The organism is Sphingopyxis sp. (assembly GCF_016463645.1).
Lineage (GTDB): Bacteria > Pseudomonadota > Alphaproteobacteria > Sphingomonadales > Sphingomonadaceae > Sphingopyxis.
Genome location: NZ_JAEMQX010000003.1, coordinates 58394 through 81554 on the forward strand (window position 1 = coordinate 58394; position 23161 = coordinate 81554).

Below are 23161 nucleotides of genomic sequence, written 5' to 3' on the forward strand. Positions count from 1 at the left end.
GCTTTTGGAGTTTATTATGCTGCAACGGACGAGTGTGCCTTCCGGCGATCCCGCGCGATCGCCCGTCATCTGCGTGACCGGCCTCCGCGGCTTTCCGCACGTGATGGGCGGGATCGAAAGCCATTGCGAGGAGTTGCTGCCGCGAATCAAGACGCTGTGGCCCGACCATCGCTCGGTCGTGCTCGGCCGCGCGCCCTATCTGCCCGAGCGCGAGGGCGAGCATCGCGGGGTCGAGATTATCGGCATCCCCTGCCCGCGCTCCCAGCATTTCGAGGCGGTCGTCTCGACCTTCCTCTCGGTCCTGTCCGCCCGCAAGCGCGGCGCCGGACTGATCCATATCCACGCGATCGGCCCGGGCCTGCTGGCGCCGGTCGCGCGGCTGCTCGGCCTGAAGGTCGTCGTGACGCACCACGGGACCGACTATCACCGCGCCAAATGGGGCCTGCTCGCGCGGAGCGCGCTACGCGCCGGCGAGTGGCTCGCGCTGAATTTCGCCGACCGGGTCATCGCCGTCTCGCCCTCGCTCGCCGCGCAGCTGCGACAGAGCTTCCCGAAACGGGCGGAAACGATCTCGTACATCCCGAACGGCACGTCGGAGCTGCCCGGCGATGCCGACCCGGCGCTGATCCTCGAAAGGCTGGGCATCGAGGAGGGCAACTTCCTCCTCGCCGTGGCGCGGCTGGTCCCCGAAAAAGGACTGCACGACCTGATCGACGCTTATGAACGCTCAAGCTGTAACGCGAAGCTCGTGATCGCAGGCTCGGCCGACCATGAAAGCGAGTATGCCCGCGAACTGCTCGCGCGCGCCAGCGACCGCGTGATCTTCGCCGGCGTCCAGTCGCGCGCGACACTAAAATGCCTCTATGAACATTGCGCGCTGTTCGTGATGCCTTCCTATCATGAAGGCCTCCCGATCGCGGCCTTGGAAGCCGCAAGCTGCGGCGCGCGCATGTTGTTGAGCGACATCCCGGCCAATCTCGATATCGGGCTCGATCGGGCGAACTATTTCCCGGTCGGCGATGTCGAGGCGCTGACCGGGCGGCTGAATGCCGATTGCGCCGATTTCGAGATCGACCACGCCGGCGTGCGCGCGCGCTTCAGCTGGGACAAGGCGGCCGAAGATACTCTCGACGTCTACCGCGCCGCGCTCGCCGAGCGCCCGGCGACCCGCCGGCCTTCCCCCAGTCCGGGCGTCGTCGAAGCCTAGCCGGAAAGCCGGGCCAGCACCGCCGCGCGATCCGCGGCGTTGATCGGCCCGCTCCATTCGATACCGCCGGCCGCCCGCTTCGCCCGCGCAATCTGCGGACGCCACGCGCCGCCTTGCCATTTCCAGCTGCGGATGCGCCAGCGTCCCGGCCCTTCGGAATCGATCGCCAGCGTCGGCCGGCCGGATTGCCCGCCGCCGTCGCCCTCTTCGGCCGTGCATGCGCCGACAGTCGCGGCGCCGGCGATCGACGTGAGAAGCGTTCTTCGGTCCATCGAATGATCTCCTTGTCCAGATAACCGCAAAGCGGCCTGCGTCACGGCGCGGCGAGTTTCTCGGGAATGGTCTGCTCCGCGCGCACCGCGTTACGGCCGATCGCGCGTTTGATTGCCGCCTTGCCCAGTCGCTGCCCGGGCAATTCGACGAGCCTGTAGGTCACAAAGGCAAGCGCATATGTAGCCGGCACCACGATCGTTCCGGTCAGCGCAAATCGCCCGATCGCACCGAGCCCGAGGCCGAATTCGCCGATCACCGCCGCCGCGACAGGCTGCAGGATCAAGAGGTGGATCAGATAGGTGCCATAGGAAAGCTCGCCCAGCCAATAGAAGGGCCGGCTGCCGAACAGGCGCGAGACCCATCCGATCGGCGCGACAGCGCGCAGATGGACCAGCGCGAAGAAACCGAAGACGAGCAGTTCGCGCACCGCGAAATGCAGCAGGTCCTGATCGCCTCCGATAGGGATAGCGGCAAGCAACATCGCCGCGGCGAGCTTCCCCCACAGCTGCGCACGGCTCTCCCCGGAGCCTGCGGCGATCAGCATGCCGGCGAGAAAAAGCTGAAGCTTCAGCGGCAGGAAGGATGGCATCGGATAATCGAGCCCCGCCGCGCCGGCGATCAAGGCAATCGCAACGCCCGCTCCGGCCGCGATAAACGCGGACCGGGTCCAGCCGATCCGCCGCCCGAGCAGGATGAGAAAGGGAAAGACGAGATAGAATTGCATCTCGAGCCCGAGGCTCCAGTCGGGCAACGGCGTGCGAAAGGCATGCTCCGGCAGCAATCCGAACAGGAAGCTCAAATGCAGCACGATATTGGCAAGGCTCGCGTCGGTGTAGCGTTCCGCCGGCTGCAGCCCCTGACCGAGAAACGTATCGATCGCGACCCGGTCGGCATAGATCGCCGGCCCGGCGATCAGCGCCGCCGCCAACGTGACATAGAAAAGCGGCGCGAGCCGGAAAAAGCGCCGCGTCCAGAAAGCTGCCCAGGTGCCGGGCGCGTTCCAGTCCTCGCTGCCCGAACGCAGCCGATACTGGAACATCATCAGGAAGCCCGAAAGCAGGATGAACAAATCGACGCCGAGGTCGGGTTTGCTCACCAGCGGCAGGCGGAAACCGGTCAGGATCATCATATGCCCGACCAGCACCCAGAGCGCCGCGACGCCGCGCAGGCCGTCCAGACACTCGACTCGCCGAATGTCCATATAATACCTCCGCGAATGTTCGTCGATGCTCGCCCTGATAGACGTATCGGGGCGCAAAACCCCCTGAAATCGGCCAGCTGCCCCCCGCGGACGATGAAGCGGGCCACGCCGTGTGCACTGCAACAAATGGCCGTGGTAAGCGTTGTCCCGAGGCGAATTCCGCACCCCATTCCAGCGAGGAAACATGCTGCACCGAAAGCGGATATTATTCGCGATCAACTCGCTTGCGGGCGGCGGTGCCGAGCGCGTGCTCGTCACCCTGCTCGGCGCATCCGGGCCCTGGCGCGATCGCTACGACATTCATCTCGCACTGCTCGACGACGAGCCGCGCGCCTATGAGCCGCCCGACTGGGTCACGGTCCACCAACTCGACGCGCGCTACAAATTGCTGCCCAGCCTGACCCGGCTTCGCGCACTCGCGGCGCGGCTCGCGCCGCACGCGACGCTCAGCTTCCTGACCCGCGCCAATATCGCCAATGCCTGGGCGATGGCGGGCCGCGGCCGTCCTTGGCTGATCAGCGAACGCGTCAACACCAGCGCGCATCTGGGTCACGCACGCGCGGCCAGGGCGATGGTGCGCATGGTCTATCCGCGCGCCGCGCATGTGATCGCCGTCTCGGACGGCGTCGTCGAGGATCTTGCCGCCAATTTCGGCGTTGCGCGGGGTCGCATGTCGGCGATTGCCAATCCGGTCGATCACCGCCGCATCGCGGAACTCGCCGCCGAACCGCCCGCTTTTGTCCCCGCCTGCCCTTACATCGCCGCCGCCGGACGGCTCACCCCCAACAAGAACTTCCCCCTCCTGCTCCGCGCCTATGCGAATGCCGCGCCGCCCGAGCGCCTCGTCATTCTGGGCGAAGGACCCGAGCGTGGCGCGCTTGAGGCGCTCGCCGCGTCGCTCGGCATTGCCGACCGCGTCGACATGCCCGGCTTTGCCGCCAATCCCTTTGCCATCGTGGCACGCGCACGGGCCTACGCAATGCCTTCCAATGCCGAGGGTTTCCCGAACGGGCTGGTCGAGGCGATGGCGTGCGGCGTGCCCGTCATCGCGACGAATTGCGCGTCGGGGCCGTCCGAGATTCTCGCCGGCCAGCCGCGCAGCGCCATTACCGGCCCGATCGACGTCGATGCGGGGGCACTGGTGCCCACCGACGATGCGCCGGCCTTTGCCGCCGCGCTCGGCCGTGTGCTCGCTGAGCCGCGCCGCAGCATCTGCGGCGCCCGCGCACGCGATCGCTCGCAAGCCTATGGCGTCGAGCAGGCGGCCGCCAATTACTGGGGAAGGATCGAGGCAGCGCTCGCCTCATCCGCCGAAACCGCAAATATCGCAACATTCCATCCGGGAGCAAGTTCATGAAATTCTACAGGCAGATCGCGCTGGCGGGGGCGCTTGCGATACTCGGCGGTTGCGCGGGGCAGACCCCGCTTGCCGGCAGCGGCGACGCGCCGCCGCCCGCCGCGGCGTTCGTCCTGTCGCCCGGCGACAAGATCAAGATCGCGACCTATGGCGAGGAAACGCTCACCGGCGATTTCGAGGTATCGCCTGCCGGCACCATCGCCTTTCCGCTGATCGGCGAGGTCAAAGCCGCAGGCCTGCAAACCGGCGAGCTGTCGAAGGCGCTCGAAGCCAGGCTCGGCGAGGGCTATCTGCTCGAACCGAAAGTCTCGGTGCAGGTCGCGAGCTTCCGCCCCGTCTATGTGCTCGGCGAGGTGAACAAGCCTGGGGAATATCCCTATACGCAGGGGCTCACCATTCGCGGCGCCGTCGCCAAGGCCGACGGTTTCACCTATCGCGCCAACGAGAAGCGCGTGTTCCTGAAGCGCGCAGGCGAAGCCGGCGAAACCGCCTATCCGCTCACCGCCGATTTTGCGGTCCTCCCCGGCGACACGATCCGCTTCGGCGAGCGCTATTTCTGATGGATATGGCCACCGCATCGCTCGCACCCGCGCCAGCATTCGAAGAACCGGTGCCCGACGAAGCCGGCAAACCACATTTGCGCGGTTGCCCGGTCAGCTTCGCGAAGCTTAAGGCGCTGCTCGCTGCCGACCTCTATCGCTATGCCGGGCGCGTCGGCTTCGGCGCCTTCGCGAAGCATTATGCCTTTACGCCGGGATATAAATATACGGTGCTGATGCGCACCACCGGTTGGCTTAAACTGAAGCCCGCCAAAGGTTTCGGCTTCTACATTCTCTTCAAGTGGCTGCTACTGCGCGCACGCTACAAATATGGCTTCGCGATCCCGGAATATATGGAGATCGGGCCCGGCCTCTTCCTCAACCGCTTCGGCGGCTTCTATTTCCACGGCGACACGGTGCTGGGCAGCAATGTCAACATCACCCACGGCGTCGTCCTCGGCTATATGAACCGCGGTGGACGGCGCGGCGCGCCAGTGATCGGCGACCGCACCTTCTTGGGGTCGGGCGCCAAGGTGATCGGCGGCATTCATGTCGGGGCGGAGGCCGCGATCGGCGCCAATGCGGTGGTGACTAAGGACGTGCCCGAACGCGGCGTCGTCGGCGGCATCCCCGCGAAGCTGCTCTCGGATCAGGGATCGGACGGCTATATCAATCGCCTCGCGCCGCCCGAGTTGCTCGCGGCATGCGAAGGAGCGCTGCACGGGTCGCGGACGAAGCCGGTCTGAGGCGCCGTTACAGGCCCGAGAAGGTCACCCCCACCGACGCCCGATTGTCGGCAAACTCGCGGCCCGCCGTCAGGCCTTGGCTCGACTGGGTGCGCCGCTGCACGTCGAACCGCAGCGCCAGCCGCTTGCTCACAAGGTACGACGCGCTGCCGCGCCAGGTCCAACGGTCGTCCTTCCGGTCGATATTGTTGAAATCGCGCTTTTCAAGCTCGCCACCCGCGCTGATGATCAGGTTGCGCAGCAGTTCGTAATCGGCGCGGAGTGTCATGTTCGTCGCCAGATAGCCCGTCGCGCCATTGACCCCGGTCTCGCGGATACCGCGATCGACCGTTCCGGTGATCGTCACCAGCGGCGTCAGAAAGTAGGCGAGTTCGCCGCGCACGAGGAAGCCCGAGACATCCTCGAACTCTGCCGGACGATAATCCTGATGCAGATAGCCGAACCGCAGCGATCCCCGCGCCTTGCGGCCAAGCTCGAAACTCGCGCCCGCGGCGAAGTCGAAGCCGTTCGAATCGCGCGCCGCGACGGGGCCCGTCCGTTCGCGATAATCGCGCTTGTTGACCGAACCCGCAACAAACAGCGCGATGCTGGGGCTCAGCGCATATTCGCCGATCGCGGTGCCGGTGTAGATCGTATGGTCGCGGAAATCCTGATCGATCTCCTCGCCGCCGGGGGTAAGGCTATCGCCATAATTGCGGTTCTCGACATCGACAACGCCGCGCACGCGCAGGCGGTTGAAGACGTGCGTGTAGGTCGCGGTGCCTCCGCTCAGCGTGAAACGGATCGGCCGCGACGCCTGTGTCGGCGAATCGGGCGAGACGCGCTCCTGGCTGTAGCGCCCGTTGCGCAACGTCAGATTGAGCGTATCCGACCTGCTGATCGTATAGAGCGCGCCGGCATTCACCGAATATTGCGTGGCATTCTCTCTCGACCGGTCGGCATAGCGCAGCAGGTCGAGTTCGCCGTCGAGCGACAATTTGAGGTCCGGCGACGGCCGCACCAGCGACAGCCGCGGGCGGATACGCACATAGGCGTCGCCGATCTCGTCATCGGGCTGGGCATAGAGATTGTCGTCATAACCGACCCCGATCGCCATCCGCGGCAACAGCTCAAGCGTGCCGACATGGATCGGTTCGGGCGTATAGTCAGGGCGGCGGCGTTCGAGCACGCTGACATTACGGTCGCGCCCGAAGCTGTTCTCACTCGACACCGACCCCAGCCCGTCGGTGGCGTCCGACTGCTGTGCAAGCGCAGGCGCGGCGACGCCGCAGCTGCCGAGCAGCGAAAGGAGGATCGCGCGCTTCATCGGCTTGCCAGCGTCACGAGCAGTGGACGATGATCGGATCCGGTTGCGGCAAGCGCCCGCCCTGATACGAGCCCCCAGTCGGGTCCGGCGTAAAGCTGGTCGATCGGCAGCACGGGAAAGACGCGCGGCCAGCTCGGCAGCGCGCGCGTCATGCGCGTCAGCGGTGCGAGGGCGCGGTCCTGCTCGCGCATCGCCGCGGCCCAGGGGGTCAGGTTCATGTCGCCTGCAACGATCAGGGAGCCGCGATCGATCCGTGACAGCGCGCGCGCCACATCGCGTCTACGCACCGCCTGATCGCGCGATGTGGGCCAGGGATAATGAAGCGTTACCGCGGTAAAAGGGGGCCTGCCCGGCCCCATAACCCGCGCCCAGAGCAGCGGCGGCCCGAATTTGCGTCCTTTCGCGTCCTTCAGGAAATAATCGCTGTCGACGATTGGCCAGCGCGAGAAAATGGCGAGCGCGCAGCCCGGCGGGCATTTGGTCGCATAGGCGAAGTGCTGGCCCAGCGCCGCGAGCATCGGCGCAAAACTGCCGTCGACCTCCTGCAGCATCACGATATCGGGCTTCGCGTCGATGATCGCCTGCGCGCTATCGGCGGGGTCGGCGTTATCGACCCACAGATTGTGCGTCAGCACGCGGACCTGCGGGGTACCCGGCCGTGCGGCGGGGATTTCGCGTGCAAGTTCGGGCGCCACGACGATCGCGACCGGCAGCAACGCGAGCGACGCCGCGCCGATCGTCCAGCCGCCCCGTCTTCGCGCGAGCAGAAGCCCCAGAAGGGCGACGATCCCGAATAGCGGCAGAAACGACGCCAACGCATCGAGCGCAGGCACGAAGCGCCCGCCAAGCGAAAGCCATGCGCAGAGACACGCACCGCCCGTCAGCAGCACGCCGAAAGCGCGGACAAACTTCACGCGCGTGCCAGCAGCCGGTTGCGCAGGGCATGGCCCGATTGCCGGACCGAGGCCGGAATGAACTTCGCGGCAAGAAGCAGCGCGGCGGTGCCTGCGCCTTCCGGCAGATAGACGTCGCCCAGCCGGATTTCGGTCCGTCCCGGATATTTCATCGCATAGCGCGCATAATGCGCGATCTCCTGGTTCACGAGACGCCGCAGCAATCCGGCCTCCTCCGCGGTCGCATCGGCGATCAGCGCGCGCGCGGTCTCCACGAGGCACGGCAGATCGAGCGTCGTCGTCGACTTGCTGACCTTGTTTTCGCTGTCGCGATGAAAGACGGCGGTGATGCGCGGATCATAACGGAGCTTGCCCTTGGCGAGCACGCGCAACCACAGATCCTTGTCACCGCCGCGCACGGCACGCCCTTCGGGAAACAGACCCGCCTCGAACAATGTCTCGTGCCGGATCGCGATCGCGCCCGTCCACATCGGGCATTCGCGCACGGCGAGCCATGCCGAGAGAAAATCTGCGAGATCGAGGGTTGTCGCCTGCTCCAGTGCCGGCGCGATCCGCTGCAATTGCGTCCTGTCGGAGAATTCATGATCGAAACGGGTCGCTGCCGCGCACACCGCGGGGTCGGCGGCGATCCCTTCGGCCAGCACCGCAAGATGGTCGGGCCGCCAGAGGTCGTCGGCATCGAGAAAGGCGATCCAGTCGCCGCTCGCGGCGCGAATGCCGAGATTGCGGCCGGCATAACCACCCGGCCCCCGGGTCGACAGGTCGAGCAGCTTGACGCGATCTTGCCCGATCGCCGCGACGCGTTCGCGCCCGCCGTCGGTCGAGCAGTTGTCGATCACCAATATCTCGTGCGCCGGCATCGTCTGCGCCAGCACGCTCTCGATCGCCGCACTCACATGCGCAGCCTTGTTATATAGCGGAATCACGACCGAAAAGCGCGGAGAAGAATAGGGAGAAGCCATCAGTCGCGTGCTGCCTTTCGTCCCCCCGCCAGATTGAAATATTCGCCCACCGCCACCCCGGCGAGTTCGAGCGTAAGCCACATCACCGCGGCGCGGCGGCGGACCGACAGTTCGCGCGTGATCGCGGCGCGGCGCAGCCGGCGGATCGTGTCGACCGCGGTGACACCCAGCACATGGGCAAGCCGCGGACGCTGCTTCGTGCGATCCCAGCGCCCCCCGCTGAGCCGTTGACGCTTGCGCACCAGTTCGGCGCGGCTGGCGCGGACCGGGTGGCGCACGATCATCGACGGAATATGGACGAGCGGATAGCCCGCATCGCGGATACGCAGCGCCATCTGCCGGTCGCCGCCCGACTTCAGGGCCGCGTCAAAGCCGCCAAGGGCCTTCAACACCGCGGTCTCGCTCGCCCAGTTGGCGGTCGCGCAATTGCCGCGCGCCGCATGCGCCTGAGGAAAACTGAACAGGCGCTCGTAATCGCCGAACACCTCGCGTTCCTGCTCGATCTCGTCGAACAGCTCGATCTTGCCTGCGAGCACGCCGAATCCCGGCCTCGCCGCCGCCGCGTGCAATATCTCTTCCAGCCAGTCAGGTGCCGGCTCGCAATCGGCGTCGGTAAAGGCGGTGATCGGCGCCCGGACGCGTCCGATCCCGAGATTTCGCGCGACATAGGAACCGGGCAGCGGCTCTTCGAGCAACTCGACGTCCTTATAGCTGCGCGCAATCTCGCGCGTCGCATCGCTCGACCCATTATCGACAACGATGATCTGATAGGCGCTGCGCGGCAGCGTTTGCTGCATAAGCGCATCAAGGCAGCGGGCGAGCACGGCCTCGCCGTTCCAAACGGGTATGACGACTGCAACTTCGAACATGAACATGCCTGTTTAAGTGCCCCCGCCCACGTCCAATCGGCCTCCTGCCCTGCGCCGGTCAACCATATGCTGCACCTGCGAAGACGAGCCGCCCTGTTGACCGGACGACCGGAGCGCGCGCGCCTTCGCTCTCGAATAATTGCCCGCTACCAAGGATCGTATCGGGCCGTTCACATGTTCTGCACCGCGCAGAGCCGGCTTTGGCGGCAAATAGGAGACGCATATCCGTGGGTGAGTTCCTGCCCGAATCGGGCGACGCCACCGAAATATTGGTGGTGTCACTCGAATCCGCCGAGGCCCGGCGCAACGCCTTTGCCGCGCGCGCTGCGGGAACCTCGCTTGCCTGGCGATTCTTCGACGCCTGCACCGGCCTCGCGCCGGGCATGACGATCGACGAGCCGGCAATACGCGGCAACAAGGGCCGTGCGATGAGCAAGGGCGAGATCGGCTGCTACGCCAGCCATTTCTCGATCTGGCAGGACATGGTCGCGCGCGGCATGCGGCAGGCGATCGTCCTCGAGGACGATACCGTCGTCGACTGGGCCTATCTCGAACCGCTCGCGCGTACCGACCTCCATGCCGAGGGGATCGATTACCTCCGCCTCTATGCCAAGCGGCCGACGTGGCAGCGCGTCGTGCGCCGCGACTTCCTCCAGCATTCGCGCGCGATCGTCGAGCTGGTCGGCCTCGCCTACGGCACACAGGGCTATGCGATCACGCTCGAGGGCGCGCGCCGGCTGGCGGCGCATTGCCGCACCGTCCGCCGTCCGATCGACGACGAGATGGACCGGTCGTGGGCACATGGCCTCCCCAATCTCGCACTCTACCCGGCGCCGATCCTCGAGGCGGCGATCGTTTCGGACATCGGCAGCTCGCGCTTCGGGCCCAGGAATGATCCGCTCTATCATTCGGTCCGGCAGAAGGCATGGCGTCAGGTCGAGCGCGCGCGCATGCGCATGCTGAAAGCGAGGCGTCTGCTTGAGCGCTGACCTCCCCACCCGCTTCGACGCGGGGTTACGTGCACGCAGTCGCAGTTCGATCGGCTGGACGGTTACGCGCTTCCTGTCGGACCAGATATTTTCGTTCGTCGTCTTCGTGATCCTCGCGCGCCTGCTGTCGCGCGCGGACATCGGCGCCTTTGCCGTGATGGCGGTGACGGCGGAGGCCTTCCGCATCATCGCGACAGCCGGGCTCGTGCAGACGATCGCGCGCAAGAATGAAATCACGCCAGCCTTCCTCGACACCATTTATCGTTCGCAGCAGGCCTTTTCCTTCGTCTCCGCGTTCCTGATCATGGCGCTCGCCCGGCCGATCGCCCATTGGATGGATGCGCCCGCTATCGCGCTGCCGCTCGCGGTAATGAGCCTGACGCTGCCGATCTCCTCCTTCGGCGCGACCCACATGGCGCTGCGTCTCCGCGAATTCGGGCATCGCACTACCGCGCTACGTTCGGTGGTCGGCGGGCTGATCGGCGGGACCGCCGCCGTCGCCGCCGCTTTCGGCGGGCTGGGCCTCTGGAGCCTCGTCATTCAGCGCCTCGTCACCGAGATCGTCGGCGTCTTACTTTCGCGCGCTTCCTACGACTGGAAACCCGGCTGGCAGTTCGACTGGGCCATATTGCGCGGCAATCTGATGCTCAATGCGAGCCTCATCTATGTCCAGCTCGCCTTCCTTGCCACGGTGCGCGTGCAGGAGATGGCGATCGGCGCGGGAATCGGGCTTGCCGCCGTCGGCGTCTACCGCACCGCCTGGCGCACCGTCGAACTGATCGGCCGCGGCGCGATCCAGCCTTTCACGCAGGTCGCGGTGCAGACTCTCGCGCGCGTCAAGCACGACCCCGCCGAGCTCCGCCACGCCTATCGCTGGATGATTTCTCGCGCCTCGGCGCTCTCCTTTCCGGCGCTCGTCGGCTTCGGCGCGCTAGCGCCGATCGCCATCCCGACCGTATTTGGCGAGAAGTGGGCCGAAGCGGGCCAGCTCGCCCAGATCTTCGCCTTCATGGCCGTCCCCTTCACCCTCAATTTCTTCGCCTCGCCGTCGCTCAGCGTGCTCGGCGCATCGCGTAGTCTGATCTCGCTCTCGACCACGCAGCTCGTGCTTGGCGTGATCCTGACTCTTGCGGCGCTCCCCTTCGGTCTGTTCGCGGTCGCCGTCTCTTATGTCGGGCGCGCCTATCTCACCTTGCCGATGCAGATCTGGCTACTACGCCGCGCCTCGGGGATTCGTCCGATCGACAGCCTGCGCGCGGTCGGCGCCCCGCTCGTCGCCTCCACGCTGATGGGCCTCGCGCTCGCCATCGCGATGCGGCTGCTCGAGGGCCATCTCGCCGGCTGGCAATCGCTGCTGCTGCTCACCGCGATCGGCGCGCTCTTCTACGGCATCGCGCTGGTCGCCATCTCGGGATCGTGGCGCGGCCGCCTCCTCTCCCTCCCCAAATATTTCAGAAAGAGTCCGATATGACCAAGAAGACCGCGGATCAGCTCGTCGGCGAACTCGCCCGGCATTTCGCCCGGGTGCTCGACGCCGTGCTGCCCGCCGGGAAGCTCGCCCTGGTCGATTTTCCCGACCACTCCAATGTAGGCGATTCGGCGATCTGGCTCGGCGAGATGGCCTATCTACGCAAGAGCGGCCGCCTGCCCGCCTATTATTCCGCGATTGCCGATTTCGACGATGAAGCCTGCCGCGCGGCGGTCGGCGGGGGGGCTATCCTGATCCACGGCGGCGGCAATATGGGCACGCTCTGGCCGAAGCACGAAGCCTTCCGCCTCCACCTCCTGCGTACGCATCGTGGCCGGCCGATCGTCCAGATGCCGCAGTCGATCCACTATGCCGACCCTGCCGCAGCGGCCGAGATGGCCGAGGCGATCCGCGATCATGGTCAGTTCACCCTGCTCGTCCGCGACACCCGCTCGCTCGCCTTTGCCGAACAGCATTTCGATTGCCCTGTCCGGCTCTGCCCCGACGCCGCGCTCATGCTCGGCCGCCAGCAGCGCAGCCCGGCGACCATTCCTGTCTTTGCGCTGCTGCGCACCGATCATGAGCGCGCGGCGGGCGAGGCGGCCCTGCCTGCCGGCGTTGTCGCCGACGATTGGCTCGAAGAGGATGCGGCGCAGAAACGGCGGCTGCGCCTGTCGCTGAAGCTCGGTCGCCTCTTCACCCGCGACCCGATGATACAGCGCGCCGCGCGGCAGCATCGCCTCGCCGAATGGCGATTCCAGCGTGGCCTTGCGATGCTTTCGGCCGGCGAAATCGTCGTGACCGACCGCCTTCACGCGCACATCCTCTCGCTATTGCTCGATATCCCGCATGTGTTGCTCGACAATAATTATGGCAAGGTTGCAGGCTTCGCCGACCAATGGACGGGCGATTATGCGGGGCTGATGCGCGCGACGACCCGCGCCGAGGCCTTCGATACCGCGCTCTCCTGCCGCGCGCCGCAGATCGTCGACGGCTGAAGGGCCGACACCCGCGGCGCCACTGTCCCGTCAATAGGCGTTGCGGTGCACCAGCACCTGCGCGGTACGCGCCAGGATCGAAACGTCGCGCAGCAGCGACCAGCCTTGCTGATATTCGAGGTCGGCCTCGAGGCGGTTCACAATGTCGCGTTTGGTGTTGGTGGCGCCACGAAAGCCGCGGATCTGGGCAAGACCGGTGATCCCGGGCTTGAGCGCATGACGGTGCCAATATTGCCGGTCGACGCGCCAGAACAGCTCGTTTCCTGCGGTCGACCCGAGTGCGTGCGGCCGCGGCCCCACGAGGCTCATTTCGCCCGAAAATACGTTTATCAGCTGCGGCAGCTCGTCGATGCTCGTGGCCCGGATGAACCTGCCGACGCGCGTGATCCGGTCGTCGTCGCGGCTCGCCGAGCGCGCCCCGGTAGCGTCGGTCGTCTCGACGCGCATGCTACGGAACTTGAGGATACGGAAGATGCGGTTGCCGCGGCCCATTCGCTCCTGACGGAAAAAGACCGGCCCCGGTGAATCGAGCTTGATCGCGACGGCCACCAGCACCATCAGCGGCGCGAGCAGAAACAGCGCCGGAATCGTCACGGCAAGATCGAGCGCGCGCTTCTTGACGCGGTTCGCGCGGTTGAGCGGTCCCCACGACACGACCAGCGTCGTCACCCCGCCCCACTGGCGTGTCGTGAGCGGACCCAGTTCGGCGATTTCGGGCATCACGATCTCACCGAGGATATTCACACCCTTCAACGCACGCGCCCACTCGGCCTTGTGCGCGGGGGCACAGACGATCGTCACCCGGTCGTAATCCTGCAGCACGGTGCCGAGGCGATCGAGCATATATGGGTCGTCGAGATCGGTACGGAGGCCCGACGCGCGCGCATCGACAATGTCGCGGCCGAGATAGGCGGCGGGCAGGTTTGCGCCGTCGACGATCACGAGCTCGGCCGTCATCTGGCCGAAAGCCCGGCGCACCAGATAGCAGATCAGAAGCCGCTGCGCGACGAGCAGCATCACAGCGGTCACCATGCCCATGCCGACCGCAAAGCGCGGAACCTTGCCCGTGACCCGAAGCGAGAAAGCGACGAGCAGGAAGACGAGCAACGTCGTCGCGAAAGAGATCAGCGTCTGACGGCAGCTTTTGACCGGCTTGGTCAGGCACCGCGGGTTGTACGCCTGATTCTGGAAAGCGATCGCGGCGTGGACGAGCAGCGCGCCGACCATCGCAGTCAGTAACCCGTCCGAAATATGCTGCGGCGCCTCGATGATCAGGGCCACCGCGAAACCGAACGCGAGCGCGACGGCGTCGAGCGCGATCAGCGACAGGCAGAGCCATATCTTGGCATTGCGCCGCGCCGCCTTCGCCAGCGGCGTTCGAATGGGCGCGCCATGCAGCGCAAGGTCGATCTTGGTCATGGGATGGGAGACTCCCTAGGGTTCGCGCGATCTTATAATGTTGCGATGCAACATGTCCCGAACGCCCGCGAATACAAGCGGGCAGCGCGGGCATGTGCCGGATACAGGACGACCCGTTGGGCAGCGCGCAAGCCGAAGGTGAACGGTCACAACCGGGCATCGATCTTGCACGCTTCGCCTGCTAGGAAGGCGATCCGAAGGGATCAACATGTTCGACTTGCTCGCATTTCTGGCGATGATCATCCTGTTCGTCCTGGTGCTGGACACAAGGGGACGTCTCAAGCGCGCCGAGGCGACGCTGGCCGAGGCGGCGAAGCGGATCGGGGCGCTGCAACGGCAGACCGGAGCGCCGCGCAGCGAAGCGCCGGAAAGTGTCCCTGTTGCCGAGCCGGACATGCCCGAACGCGTCATTCGCGCCGCCACGGCCGTCCCGCCGCCAGCGACCATATTGTCGCCCGAACCGGAGCAGATGGCTGAAGTCGTACGGCCCGAACCCCCGCTGGTCCCGGCAGCACAGCCCGCGCCGGAACCCGCGAAACGAGCGATCCCTTCCGGACCTTCCGCCAGCCTGGCGTCGCGCTTCGAAAATCTGTTCGGCAAGACGCTGCCGATCTGGGCCGGCGGGCTGACGCTCGCGATCGCGGGCGTACTGATCGTCCGCTATGCGAACGACGCCGGCTTCTTCGCGCGCATCTTCACCCCCGGCGTGCAGATCGTCACCGGCCTCCTCTTCGGGCTCCTGCTGATCGGCGGCGCTGAATATGCCTGGCGCAACGAAGACAAATTACGCGACGTCCGCGTGCCGCAGGCGCTTTCGGGCGCAGGCATCGCTACGCTTTACGCGGCGATCATGGTCGCAGCGAATGTCTATCAGCTCATCGGGCCGTTGCTCGCCTTCCTCGCGCTCGCGCTGGTCACCGCCGCGGCGCTCGGCCTCTCGCTCCGCTTCGGGCCGCCCAGCGCCCTGCTCGGCCTTGCAGGCGGTCTGGCCGCGCCCGCTATGGTCGGCGCGGTCGAGCCCAATGTGCCGCTGCTCGCCGTCTATCTGGGGCTGACAATCGCCGGCCTCGCCGGGGTCGCCCGCGCCCGGCGCTGGCCATGGCTCGCACTCGCGGCGCTGATCGGCGGGATCGGCTGGGGGTTGTGGATGGTACTGGCAAACAGCGCACTCGACGTCCTCGCGTCTCTCTCGGTCGGCGGCTTCGTGCTGCTCCTCGCGATCGCGCTGCCGATGATGGCGTTCGAGGGGCCGCGCTCGACCGCCCTGCGAACCGCGTCGGCCGCTGTCGGCGCGCTCCAGCTCGCGCTGCTCGTCGGCCATGGCGGCTTTGCCCCGCTTCATTGGGGTCTGTTCGCGCTGATCGCTGCTGCGGGGCAATGGCTTGCGTGGCGCGAGCGCGACTTCGCGATCGTTCCGACGATCAGCCTGCTGCTGACGCTCGCGCTGCTCGCCGCCTGGCCCGACCCGACCCTGTTCTGGCTCGGCCTGATCGGGTTGGCGCTCGCGGCGATCCACGCCGTCCCGCTTCTCGCGCGTCTCTGGACTGCCCCGGCAAGGCTGCGCCCGACGCTGGAGCTTTGCACGGTCGCACTGGTCCCCGTACCGCTCGCCAAATGGCATTTCTGGGACATGGCCGATCCGTCGCTCGCGCTCCTCGCGCTAGGCTGTACCCTGCTTCCAGCAACCGCGATCCTCCGGGGCTGGAATATCGAGGGGCGGACTGACGACAGACGCCTCGCCTCCCTCGCAGCGACCGCCGGCGCGTTGCTTGCGATCGCGCTGCTTCTCCTGCTGCCCGCATGGCTGGCGCCGCTCGCCATCGCCGCCATTGCCGCAGCGCTGCTCCTTTTCGGCAAGGCGGCGCTCGATCCGCGCATCGAGCGGGTTTCGGCCGCTTTCCTTGGTACCGCGCTCGTCGCTCTCGTGGCGACACCCCGCGCATTCGACGAATTGCCCCGGCTGGCCGAAGGCGCGAGCGGTGGCGACGGCATCGCCCTCGTCCGCTGGGCGGGCCTCGCCGCCATTGCCGCGCTGTTCGCGATCCGCAGCGGCGGTGCGATCATTCGCCGACTGGGTCAGGTCGGTACGGCCGTGCTCACCTATGGCGCCTTCGCTCAAATCCTGCCCGCATCCGGGCTGATGCTCGTCCCGGCACTCGGCGGCGCAGCCGCGCTCTTCTCCGCCCGGCGCACCGGCCTGAACCGCATCGCCGCCGCCGCCGCGAGCCTTGCCGCGCTCAGCCTCGCATGGGCCGCGCTCCCCGTAGCCCTCTGGTCGAGCAAAGCGCTGCTTTCGCTCGCCGCTGTCCCGATGGAGCTCGATTCCAGACTGCTGAGCATCCAGCCGCTGCTGCTCCGTCTGCTCGTACCGGCGATCCTTTTTGCGATTGCAACCTGGCGGGTTCGCGGCATCTTGCCTCGTTGGCTGTCCATCGCCGCTTTCGGCCTCGCGGGCGTGACTGCGATTATCGCGACCCATTCGCTCTACCGCCTCGGCTTCGCGGCGAGCGCGGGTACGGACTTCATCGCAACGGGCATCGTCCAACGGCTGTTCTGGGAGGCACTCCTGATCGGTGCCGGATGGGCCGCCTTGGCGCGCGGACTCGCCCCCCTCGCCCGCGCGTTGATCGTCGCAGGCACTGCACACGCGCTCTTCTACGGCTTGCTGCTCCACAACCCGCTATGGGCGATGCAAGCGGTGGGCGGCTGGCCCGCCTTCAACCTCCTGATCCCGCTTTTCCTGCTGCCGTGGGCGGGGATGCGACGGCTTCCGTCGCTCTTCGCTCCCACTCGCGCATGGCTGGGCCGCGCGATCCAGATCGCGGCGATGCTGCTCGTCGCGGGATTCGCTTGGGCGACGCTCCGCCAACTGTTCCACGGTACGCTGCTCACCGCGCCGGGCGTCACCGACGCGGAAAATATCCTGCGCTCGATCCTGCTCCTCGCGCTGGCGCTCGGCTTCCTGCTCTGGGGCATCCGCACGAAGCGCCACGACTGGCGCACCGCCTCGCTCGTGCTGATGATCGGCGCCGCGGGCAAGGTCTTCCTCTTCGACGCCTCGGGCCTCGAAGGCCTCGCACGGATCGGCTCGTTCGTCGCGCTCGGCTTCAGCCTGATCGGGATCGGCTGGCTCTACAGCCGCCAGCTCACACCGGACCGCGAGGCTCCGTTGCCGATGCCGGGGTCAGAACCACAGCTTTAAACCGGCCACCAGACTGACGCTGTCGGCATCCTCGTCACTCGCGCGCGCGAAGCGCGCGGTGTCGCCGACCTTGCGTCCCCATTCGACGCCCACGTAAGGCGCGAACTCCCGGACGATCTCGTAACGGAGCCGGAGGCCGAGTTCGAGGTCGGATAGCCCCGACCCGATCCCGCTTTCGGGCACGTCCTGCGCCGCGAAATTGACCTCGACCATCGGCTGCAGGATCAGCTTCTGCGTGATGCGCTGGTCGTAGCTGCCTTCGAGCCGGGCGAGCAGATCGCCCTTGTTCGACAGGAAGAGCGCCCCCTCGACCTCGAACCAGTATGGCGCAAGTCCCTCGAAGCCGACGGTGGCATAAGTGCGGTCGGGGCCGTGACCGAAATCCTGCCGAACACCCGCCTGCGCGTTGAAATAGGGTCCGATCGCGCGGCTGTAGAGCGCCTGCGCCTCGCCGCTTTCGATGCCCTCGCCGAACGCGGTCTCACCCTCGCTCTTCAGCGTCAGACGGTTGATGTCGCCGCCGTACCACGCCTCGCCTTCCCAGCGGAAACCGTCGCGGCCCTTGCGCGCCTGATATTCGGCGAGATTGAGGCTGACGAAGCCGACCTTCTGCGCGCCGTTTTCGATCATCATCGCGTGACGCGAATGCTCCATCGCATCCTTCGGGAAAACGCGGTCGGCATACCAGTCGGCGGGCGGCGGCGGTGCGGGCGCATCGCCTGGCGGGAGGTCGGTGCCGCTGGCTCCCGCCATTTCGGGCATGGGTGCCATGTCGTGCGTGGCCGCCTGTTTCGGCGTGCAATGCCCCATGCGCGCATGTTCGGGGGGACAGTCGGGATCGGGCGCCGATGCGCCATGATCCATCGCCTTCATTTTGCTGTCATCGGCCTTCTTGTCGGGCGCATCGCTTTCTGGTGGCGCGCTGTCGAGCATGCAATGGCCCATCGCGGCGTGCTCGGGCGTGCAGGCGGGCGCTTCGGGCGCGGGTTCCGGCGCGGGCTGCGAGCCGTGCATCGAATGATCCGTCGACTGCGCCGCAGCCGGGACGACGAAAAGGAAGGGCGCGACGCCGGCGAGGAGGAGCGCGGTTCGGGTCATTCGCTCTCTTCCTTCGGACGCACGCTGACGACGCGCATCATTCCGGCGTGCATGTGATAGAGAAGATGGCAGTGGAACGCCCAGTCTCCGAGCGCATCGGCGGTGAGGTCGAAGCTCGCGGTTCCACCCGGCTGGACGAGTACCGTATGCTTGCGCGGCGACCGGTCGCCCTTCCCCGTCACCAGCTCGAAGAAATGACCATGCAGATGGATGGGATGGCTCATCATCGAATCGTTGATGAGGTTGATCCGGACGCGCTCGCCCTCGGTGAAGGGGATCGGTTCGTGATGGTCGGACATCTTCACCCCGTCGAACGACCACATGAAACGCTCCATGTTGCCGGTGAGATGGATGTCGAGCGAGCGCGACGCGGCGCGCACGTCGGGATTGCGTTCCAGCGCGACGAGGTCGTGATAGGTCAGCACCCTGTGGCCGACATCCTCCAGCCCCTGTCCCGGCTCGCCCATGCGGTCGACCGGCATCGGCGAGATCGACTGGACGCTCGGATCGCGCTTGACCTGCGGCGCGACGCTGAAGTCACGCATGCTGTGATTCATGCCGCCCGAACCATGCCCCATCGCTGCATGGTCGACGGCCGCGCCGTCTGTTGGGAGGGTGCAGTGCCCCATCGCGGCATGCTCGGCGGTGCACGACGCATCGCCGCCATCGGCCATCGCCCCCATCCCCATATCCTTCATCGTCGCGAGCGGGCGCTCGCGGAGCGGCGGCACCTCGGCGACCATGCCGGCACGCGGCGCGAGCGTCGCACGCCCCATGCCCGAACGGTCGTTCGCTTCAGCGACCAGCGTATAGGCGCGGTCCTCGACCGGCGTGACGATCACGTCATAGGTTTCGGCAACGGCGATCTGGAATTCGTCGATCTCGACCGGCACGATATTGAGCCCGTCGGCCTGCACGACCGTCATCCGGAGCCCCGGGATCCGGACGTTGAAGATCGACATCGCCGAAGCGTTGATGATGCGCAGCCGCACGCGCTCACCGGGACGGAAGAGCCCCGTCCAGTTGTCGCGCGGGCCATGGCCGTTGATCAGGAAGCTGTAGGTCGAACCGTTAACGTCGGCAATGTCCGCCGGATCCATCCGCATCGCGCCCCATTCGATCCGGTCCTTCAGCGGCTGGTCCTTGCCCGCTAGCAGCCCGCCGAGCGTCTGGCGCTGCATGTTGAAATGGCCGGGATTGACCTTGAGCTTGCGAAAGATTTCCTCGGGCGACAGCCGGCTGTGATCCGACAGCACGATGACATGCTCGCGGTCGTAGCCGATCGGATCGGCGCCCGCGGGGTCGATAACGATCGGACCGTAATGGCCGAGCTGTTCCTGCAAGCCCGAATGACTGTGATACCAATAGGTCCCCGACTGGACGACGGGGAATTCATAGACGAAGGTCGACCTCGGCTTGATACCGGGAAAGCTGACCCCCGGCACGCCGTCCATGTGAAAGGGCAGGATCAGCCCGTGCCAGTGGATCGAGCTATCCTCATCCAGATCGTTTACGACCCTGAGCCGGGCTTGTTGCCCTTCCTTCAGCCGCACCAGCGGCGCCGGCACGGTGCCGTTGATCCCGATCGCCCGGCTGACCCTGCCGTCGATCCGCATCGTCTGCCGAGCGATGCGCAGTGTGATGTCGCTCCCCTCTACGGTCGGCAGGGTCGAGGCGATACCCGACGATACCGGTTGCGCCCACGCCGGATACCATGAGGACAGCGCGGCCAGCGCTCCACCGCCCAAAGCCCCGGTCACGAACGTACGTCTTTCAATCGGCATAAAATCCTGGCTGTCGCTGTTTCTCTGAAAGGCCATACGCGTGACGGGGCCCAAACCCTCACAGGATTTCGGAATCATCACCCAGCAGCGCGCGCAGCTTCGCCCGGGCGCGGTAGAGCCGCGTCTCGACGGCTTTCTCGCTTATCCCCAGCAATTCGGCCGTTTCGGCCTGCCCGAGCTCTTCGACTCCGCGAAGGATCAGCACCTCGCGCAATTTTTGCGGCAGTGCGGATATCGCCTGCCGTACCCTCGCGAGTTGCTCACGATCGCCCACTTCTGCATCGGGGGCCGGCTCACCGGCCGCGACGTGCACCGCCTCATCCAGGGGCCGCGCCCGGCTGAAGAAGGCGCGCACCGCGCGGCGCCGCGCCCAGTCGCGGCATTTGTTGATCGCGATCCGCGAAATCCAGATGCGGAACGGCCGCTCGCCGTCATAGCGCGACAGCGCGGCAAAGCCCGATACGAAGGCTTCCTGCGTCAGGTCCATCGCCTCCTCGCTATCGCCGACATGGCTGCGGATCAGGCGAAAGACCGGTATTTTGTGGCGCGCGAGAAATTCGCGATAGGCGTCCTGCCGGCCGGCGAGGGCGAACGCGGCAAGGTCGCGGTCGCTGCATTGCGCAAGCCCGGAGCTCACCGCGCATCGGCGGTCAGGGCCTTGACCACGATCCTGTCGAAAATCGCAGCCTGATCGCGATCGAGCACGCCGCGCATCGCGAATAGATGTTCGAGCGTCTCCTTCTGGAGCGCACCCATGATATCGTGCGTCTCGTCGATCGCCGAGGTGACGCGCGGCCCATAGCCATGTTCGGCCTCTATCGCTTGCGCAAGGCGGACATTGGCCGCGCGCATTTCCAGTTCGAGCGCCCCACGCCGCGCCGCGAAACGCGTTTCGAGCGGCTTGAGTCGGCTTTCCTGCGCCGCCGACAGGTCCAGCTCGCCGTGCAAGAGTGCATGCAGCTCGGTCTCGCTGGCGCGCGGCGCGTCGACGAGCACGCGCCCGACGAATACGCCGGCGAGCGCTGCCACAAAGGCGATCAGGCCAATGATCAGCAAACGGCGCGACGATATCATCAGCGCGAATCCAGCAGAGTCGACGGCGCCAGCGGGCTTACGGGGACGAGCGGGGTAAGCGGGCTTGCAGCGACCGCAACCGGCGCGAAAGCACTACCGGCGACAATTCCGCCGCCCAGCGCCACCAGCGCGGCCAGTGCGATCGTACCGCGCATCGCGACGGCCTCGCGCCGCTGCGATGCGAGCGCATCCAGTACGCGCGCGTCAAGGTCATCGAGCGCCGCCGGTATCGCCGCCGTGTTCAGTATCCGAAGTTCATCGTCCATGGCCCGTCCTGCCAATCCTTCCAGACGTATACGCGCCCCGGCACGCCACCCCTCGACCACCGACACATATCAAGCGGATATTTTCTTTTTCCAAGGGCCATCGCGACGCGCCGCGTACCTATCAGAACAGGCATATATTTGGAGTTTTTTATGAAAAAGACACACCTGCCCTCCGTTGCCGCCGTGCTCGCGCTGTTCCTGACGCCCGCCCCGGCGCTGGCGCATACGAAACTTGTCGGGTCGACCCCCGCCGCGAATGCCACCGTATCGAAGGTGACGGCCGTCAGTCTGAAATTCAACGAAAGGCTCATCGCCTCGACCGTGAAGACCGAGCTGGTGATGACCGGCATGCCGCGCATGAAGGATCATCCACCGATGCCGATCCCCTTCACTTCGGCGATGGGCAAGGACGGGGCGTCGATGACACTGAAACTCAAGCGCGCGCTCGGCCCCGGTACATACAGGGTGAAATGGTCGGCCGCGGGCGCGGATACGCACCGCATGGGCGGCGAATTCCACTTCATTGTGAAATAGACCGGTGACCGACGTCCTCGCGACCGGCATCCGGTTCGCGCTTTATGCCGACCTGCTTCTCCTCACGGGGCTGGCGGCCTTTCCTCTCCATGCCCTCCGTCGCGCCGAGCGGCAGGACCTTCGCGTCATCGAGGCCGTGATGGCGCCGCAACGCTGGCTCGCGCTGCTGGGGTTGATCGTTTCGCTGATCGGCATCGCCCAACTCACCGCGAGCATGCAGGGTGTAGCCCTCCTCGCTATCGATCCCGCCATGCTGGCGGCGGTAATTCGCGAAACCGACGTCGGCACCGCCTGGCTCGTTCGCATGGCGGCGCTTGGCGCGGCACTCGCGGCTGCGGCACATCTTGGCAAGCGGCCGATGACCGCAGCCTCGACGATCGTCATCGCCGGATCGACAGCGCTCGCGACGCTGATGTGGGCAGGTCATGCCGGCGCAAGCGAAGGCCTGACCGGGTCAATCCACCGCATCAGCGACACGTTCCACATGGTCGCCGCCGCCGTCTGGATCGGCGCGATCGGCGCTTTTCTGATCTTGCTGCGCCCGCGCTACGGCATCGTTTCGGTATCGCCGGCTATGGTGGCGCGCAGTCTCGAACGATTCGCGCATGTCGGCACGGTTTGCGTGCTGGTCATCGCCGCAACCGGGCTGATCAACACGCAGATCATTATCGGTTTGAACAATGTCGACCGCGCGATCGACGCACCCTATGGCCAGCTTCTCACTGTCAAACTGCTGTTCTTTGCCCTCATGCTGGCGCTCGCAGCCGCGAACCGCTGGCGGCTCACCCCTGTTCTTGCGGACGAGTGCGTCGATCCCGCCGCCGCACGGCGCGCGATACAGCGGAGCCTGACGGTCGAGATGTTGGCCGCCGCGGTTGTACTGGCGCTGGTCGCATGGCTGGGAACGCTCGAACCTCTGCCCGCCTGAGACAGAAGAGCCTGATTTAGAAAGGCC

At 66.3% G+C, this 23161-nt stretch carries 22 protein-coding genes; 10 read left to right on the plus strand and 12 right to left on the minus strand.

The genetic code is table 11. The features are described 5' to 3' along the window. The first annotated feature begins 16 nt into the window (after positions 1-16). A complete protein-coding gene (locus JHC57_RS01780; RefSeq protein WP_294028133.1) occupies positions 17-1207 on the plus strand; it encodes a glycosyltransferase family 4 protein in 1191 nt (396 codons plus the stop codon). Here JHC57_RS01780 and JHC57_RS01785 read toward each other — a convergent pair. After that, positions 1204-1479 (minus strand): hypothetical protein, encoded by a 276-nt coding sequence (locus tag JHC57_RS01785; protein ID WP_294028135.1) that lies wholly within the window; start codon positions 1477-1479, stop codon positions 1204-1206. The two genes, JHC57_RS01780 and JHC57_RS01785, sit on opposite strands and share 4 nt — an antisense overlap. A 41-nt stretch (positions 1480-1520) precedes the next feature. Continuing rightward, the gene (locus JHC57_RS01790) at positions 1521-2681 is read right to left on the minus strand and encodes an acyltransferase (protein ID WP_294028136.1); all 1161 of its coding nucleotides are present in this window, start codon (positions 2679-2681) and stop codon (positions 1521-1523) included. A 184-nt stretch (positions 2682-2865) separates the two neighbouring features. On the opposite strand from JHC57_RS01790, the gene JHC57_RS01795 reads away from it, so the two are divergent. The 3 genes from JHC57_RS01795 to JHC57_RS01805 are packed head-to-tail and all read left to right on the plus strand — an operon-like array spanning position 2866 to position 5323. Next, positions 2866-4038, plus strand: a complete 1173-nt coding sequence (locus JHC57_RS01795) for a glycosyltransferase (protein ID WP_294028138.1) — start codon at positions 2866-2868, stop codon at positions 4036-4038. After that, on the plus strand, positions 4035-4598 hold the full coding sequence (locus tag JHC57_RS01800; protein ID WP_294028140.1) for a polysaccharide biosynthesis/export family protein: 564 nt from the start codon (positions 4035-4037) through the stop codon (positions 4596-4598). The genes JHC57_RS01795 and JHC57_RS01800 overlap by 4 nt, the downstream gene beginning before the upstream one ends. Further along, positions 4598-5323, plus strand: a complete 726-nt coding sequence (locus JHC57_RS01805) for a serine acetyltransferase (RefSeq protein WP_294028141.1) — start codon at positions 4598-4600, stop codon at positions 5321-5323. The genes JHC57_RS01800 and JHC57_RS01805 overlap by 1 nt, the downstream gene beginning before the upstream one ends. Positions 5324-5330: 7 nt before the next feature. Here the strand turns inward: JHC57_RS01805 and JHC57_RS01810 are convergent, their stop codons facing one another. The 4 genes from JHC57_RS01810 to JHC57_RS01825 are packed head-to-tail and all read right to left on the minus strand — an operon-like array spanning position 5331 to position 9374. After that, positions 5331-6629 carry an outer membrane beta-barrel protein gene (locus JHC57_RS01810; RefSeq protein ID WP_294028143.1) on the minus strand — a complete coding sequence of 433 codons (1299 nt, stop codon included), beginning with the start codon at positions 6627-6629 and terminating at the stop codon, positions 5331-5333. Beyond that, positions 6626-7543, minus strand: a complete 918-nt coding sequence (locus tag JHC57_RS01815) for an endonuclease/exonuclease/phosphatase family protein (protein WP_294028144.1) — start codon at positions 7541-7543, stop codon at positions 6626-6628. The genes JHC57_RS01810 and JHC57_RS01815 overlap by 4 nt, the downstream gene beginning before the upstream one ends. After that, a complete protein-coding gene (locus JHC57_RS01820) occupies positions 7540-8505 on the minus strand; it encodes a glycosyltransferase family A protein (protein ID WP_294028146.1) in 966 nt (321 codons plus the stop codon). Before JHC57_RS01820 ends, JHC57_RS01815 begins: the two co-directional genes overlap by 4 nt. Continuing rightward, entirely contained in the window at positions 8505-9374 is an 870-nt protein-coding gene (locus JHC57_RS01825; protein ID WP_294028148.1) for a glycosyltransferase family 2 protein, read from the minus strand. Before JHC57_RS01825 ends, JHC57_RS01820 begins: the two co-directional genes overlap by 1 nt. 227 nt (positions 9375-9601) lie before the next feature. On the opposite strand from JHC57_RS01825, the gene JHC57_RS01830 reads away from it, so the two are divergent. The 3 genes from JHC57_RS01830 to JHC57_RS01840 are packed head-to-tail and all read left to right on the plus strand — an operon-like array spanning position 9602 to position 12829. Then, positions 9602-10363, plus strand: coding sequence for a glycosyltransferase family 25 protein (locus tag JHC57_RS01830; protein ID WP_294028149.1), 762 nt, complete (start codon positions 9602-9604; stop codon positions 10361-10363). After that, positions 10353-11834: a lipopolysaccharide biosynthesis protein gene (locus tag JHC57_RS01835; RefSeq protein ID WP_294028151.1), complete on the plus strand. Its 1482-nt coding sequence runs from the start codon at positions 10353-10355 to the stop codon at positions 11832-11834. Before JHC57_RS01830 ends, JHC57_RS01835 begins: the two co-directional genes overlap by 11 nt. Continuing rightward, positions 11831-12829, plus strand: a complete 999-nt coding sequence (locus JHC57_RS01840) for a polysaccharide pyruvyl transferase family protein (RefSeq protein WP_294028153.1) — start codon at positions 11831-11833, stop codon at positions 12827-12829. Before JHC57_RS01835 ends, JHC57_RS01840 begins: the two co-directional genes overlap by 4 nt. A 30-nt stretch (positions 12830-12859) precedes the next feature. Here the strand turns inward: JHC57_RS01840 and JHC57_RS01845 are convergent, their stop codons facing one another. After that, positions 12860-14248, minus strand: a complete 1389-nt coding sequence (locus JHC57_RS01845; protein ID WP_294028155.1) for an exopolysaccharide biosynthesis polyprenyl glycosylphosphotransferase — start codon at positions 14246-14248, stop codon at positions 12860-12862. A 208-nt stretch (positions 14249-14456) separates the two neighbouring features. Here JHC57_RS01845 and JHC57_RS01850 point away from each other — a divergent pair, with 208 nt between their 5' ends. Next, positions 14457-17450 carry a DUF2339 domain-containing protein gene (locus JHC57_RS01850; protein WP_294028157.1) on the plus strand — a complete coding sequence of 998 codons (2994 nt, stop codon included), beginning with the start codon at positions 14457-14459 and terminating at the stop codon, positions 17448-17450. Here JHC57_RS01850 and JHC57_RS01855 read toward each other — a convergent pair. The 5 genes from JHC57_RS01855 to JHC57_RS01875 are packed head-to-tail and all read right to left on the minus strand — an operon-like array spanning position 17433 to position 21672. Further along, positions 17433-18548 carry a copper resistance protein B gene (locus tag JHC57_RS01855; protein WP_294028158.1) on the minus strand — a complete coding sequence of 372 codons (1116 nt, stop codon included), beginning with the start codon at positions 18546-18548 and terminating at the stop codon, positions 17433-17435. The two genes, JHC57_RS01850 and JHC57_RS01855, sit on opposite strands and share 18 nt — an antisense overlap. Then, positions 18545-20332 (minus strand): copper resistance system multicopper oxidase, encoded by a 1788-nt coding sequence (locus JHC57_RS01860; protein ID WP_294028159.1) that lies wholly within the window; start codon positions 20330-20332, stop codon positions 18545-18547. The genes JHC57_RS01855 and JHC57_RS01860 overlap by 4 nt, the downstream gene beginning before the upstream one ends. A 58-nt stretch (positions 20333-20390) precedes the next feature. Further along, positions 20391-20969, minus strand: coding sequence for an RNA polymerase sigma factor (locus tag JHC57_RS01865; RefSeq protein WP_294028161.1), 579 nt, complete (start codon positions 20967-20969; stop codon positions 20391-20393). Next, a complete protein-coding gene (locus JHC57_RS01870; RefSeq protein WP_294028163.1) occupies positions 20966-21406 on the minus strand; it encodes a periplasmic heavy metal sensor in 441 nt (146 codons plus the stop codon). Before JHC57_RS01870 ends, JHC57_RS01865 begins: the two co-directional genes overlap by 4 nt. Further along, positions 21406-21672: a hypothetical protein gene (locus tag JHC57_RS01875; protein WP_294028165.1), complete on the minus strand. Its 267-nt coding sequence runs from the start codon at positions 21670-21672 to the stop codon at positions 21406-21408. Before JHC57_RS01875 ends, JHC57_RS01870 begins: the two co-directional genes overlap by 1 nt. A 150-nt stretch (positions 21673-21822) precedes the next feature. Here JHC57_RS01875 and JHC57_RS01880 point away from each other — a divergent pair, with 150 nt between their 5' ends. After that, complete coding sequence (locus JHC57_RS01880) at positions 21823-22206, plus strand: copper resistance protein CopC (protein ID WP_294028167.1); 384 nt, start codon at positions 21823-21825, stop codon at positions 22204-22206. Positions 22207-22210: 4 nt separating this feature from the next. Next, entirely contained in the window at positions 22211-23134 is a 924-nt protein-coding gene (gene copD / locus JHC57_RS01885) for a copper homeostasis membrane protein CopD (RefSeq protein WP_294028169.1), read from the plus strand. Positions 23135-23161: the final 27 nt, after the last annotated feature.